3 protein-coding genes are annotated in these 2,431 nt (G+C 33.9%); 1 reads left to right on the forward strand and 2 read right to left on the reverse strand.

The genetic code is table 11. From position 1 onward, the window contains the following. The coding region (locus tag E1140_RS00695; RefSeq protein WP_185153342.1) for a response regulator transcription factor at nucleotides 1-546 on the reverse strand (546 nt) is incomplete at its 3' end. A gap of 374 nt (nucleotides 547-920) precedes the next feature. On the opposite strand from E1140_RS00695, the gene E1140_RS00700 reads away from it, so the two are divergent. Continuing rightward, nucleotides 921-1,988 (forward strand): helix-turn-helix domain-containing protein, encoded by a 1,068-nt coding sequence (locus tag E1140_RS00700; RefSeq protein ID WP_155178031.1) that lies wholly within the window; start codon nucleotides 921-923, stop codon nucleotides 1,986-1,988. Nucleotides 1,989-2,210: 222 nt separating this feature from the next. Here E1140_RS00700 and E1140_RS00705 read toward each other — a convergent pair. Beyond that, on the reverse strand, nucleotides 2,211-2,431 hold a 221-nt coding region (locus E1140_RS00705; RefSeq protein ID WP_155178032.1), incomplete at its 5' end, for a single-stranded DNA-binding protein.

Consider the following 2,431-nt stretch of genomic DNA (forward strand, 5'->3'; position numbering starts at 1 on the left):
GGCATTGTAACTCAGTCCTTTGCCTAAAAGCACCAATACTTCATACTCACGCTGGGTTAGCTCTGAGTGACCGTCTTTCACAGATTTCTTAACTAGGTAATTAATGACTTTTTGGCTCAGGTAACTATGTCCGCTATTAACTATATCGATAATCTGCACCAATCTATGAAGATCATCTCCCTTTGTGATTATAGCTTCGGTTCCTATTTCAAGAATTTGGGGTATAAAATGCATTTGTTGATCATTTAATATCAACAACAATTTAGGAGCAAGCTTTAGCGCCTTAAGCTCATTCCTTAATGCTGTAAATGACAACATATTTGAGTCAAACTCTAAAATCACAACACCTGAATTAACAACCTTCAAAAACTGACGGTAATTCTCATGTTCAGATATTTGGCAAACAAAATATTTCAATGAGCTTTCAAGAAGTAGTCTCATCGAATCTGAATAACACTGATCTTCACTCAGTATCAGTACCTGACGCTGCATTGAATTTAATTCTCGAGGTGCTAAACTGGTTTGATGAAATTTTGTAGGAAACATAGTTGTTAGTTATTTATTCTACCATTGCATTACACATATTACAACATCCATATTGTTAACTGAGTGTGTTTCAATAGCAACAAGGCATAATGACAGAATACGTTTGAGTTTTAAATAAATGACCTATTTCACCAATTATACCGGTATTACTGCATCAAGTCGTCTCAAAGTATAATTTGAGACTTATTTTCATCTAATTCTAGATCGGATATTCCATTAGACAAATAAAAAGTCAATGGAAGTTTCTTTGTGAAATCAATTAATAACTTATAATTGATTTTTATAAGGAATGATGATTTGTCACAAACACACAATTGTGTATCCAATTAATTAATCCTTACGTATGGTTGGTCATAACTAAGAACAAGCTTAGCATGTATTTCAAATTAATAGATATTATAATCCTATCTGGAGCAATTCAAGGCCTGGCACTTAGTGGTTATTTAGTACATAAAAAAGCTAATAAGTACTTAATATGGATAATTTTCATGACTACAATTATGCTTTTGGGCAGAGGTTTTTATTTTCATTTCAGAAAAACCTCTTTGCCATTCCATTTCGTGTTTTTGCCAGATGCTTTAATCTTTTTATTTGGCCCAGTCATATATTTCTACACCAAATCAATCTTAGGCCATTCAAATTTTAAAAAGCTATATCACTATATACCAATCATTATTTATCTAATCACTGTAGCATATGTATGCCAATATACCAGTAAGGAATTAGTTCAAATGCAGTATGATGGTAGCTTGACGCTATGGTATTCATTAACTGAATTTGGTGGTATTATTTCAGGGCTGATATACATCTCCGTTTCATTTTTCATGATCAGGTCAAATAGAGGACTAACATCTAAAAGAAAGAAATTCAAATTTTTAAATGCTTTCATAATTCTGATGTATGCTGATGTAATCCTATGGCTTGTAACTTTCTTATATAGATACTTTGTTAGTCATCGTTTATTCATTGATTATAATGCCATTTGGTTAATAACGCCCCTAACGGTACATATCATTGCATACTATGCTATTAACAGTGTTAAAAGTATAGCTCCAGCCACTAAAGGTGATGCTGCTCAACTTTCAAATGACAACCAGTTGTCAAAACTTAAGGAGGAGTTAGAAAGGCTAATGAAAGAAGAACATGTTTATAAGGAACTGAATTTAACATTGGATGAGCTCGCCTCGAAACTTAAAACCACAAGCAATAGGCTTTCTTGGTTATTAAACGAAGTGTACCATGAAGGCTTTAACGATTTTGTTAATAACTACCGGCTTGAAGCTTTCTTAAAGTCGATTGAAGAAGGCGCACATCACAAACTCACAATCTTAGGTTTAGCCAATGAAAGTGGCTTTAATTCCAAGGCTACCTTTAATAAGGTTTTTAAAAACAGATTAAACACAACACCAAGCAATTATATAAAATCAAGAGAGGCACAGTAAAAGTCTCCTAAGCTGATAGGTGCTATTTGCTATCAAGTATAAAAGGGTCATAAACTCCAAAGGCGAGCAATGCTCGCCTTTGAGTTGGACTGTCATTGAAGTTAAAATTTCAATGTACAAAGTACCATCTTTTCTATGAACACCTCAAGGTCAGTGACGCTCTGAAATGCTCAATAAATGTAGTAAGATGATAGCAGAAAAAACATGATGAAAATCAGGTTTTTATTTTTTTCCACCAATCATCAATAACTCATTTAGATTTATCTCAGTGATATATCTTTTATCACCCGCAGATGTTTCATAAGATCTGTGCACAAGTTTACCCTCAATGGCTACCTCCTGTCCTTTTTTCAGATAGTCACCCGCTATCTCTGCAGTCTTACCCCAGGCTACCACATTGTGCCATTGTGTGTCTTCCACCTTTTCGCCTTGTGCATTTTTAT

This window comes from Fulvivirga lutimaris (assembly GCF_009711525.1).
Taxonomy (GTDB): Bacteria; Bacteroidota; Bacteroidia; order Cytophagales; family Cyclobacteriaceae; genus Fulvivirga; species Fulvivirga lutimaris.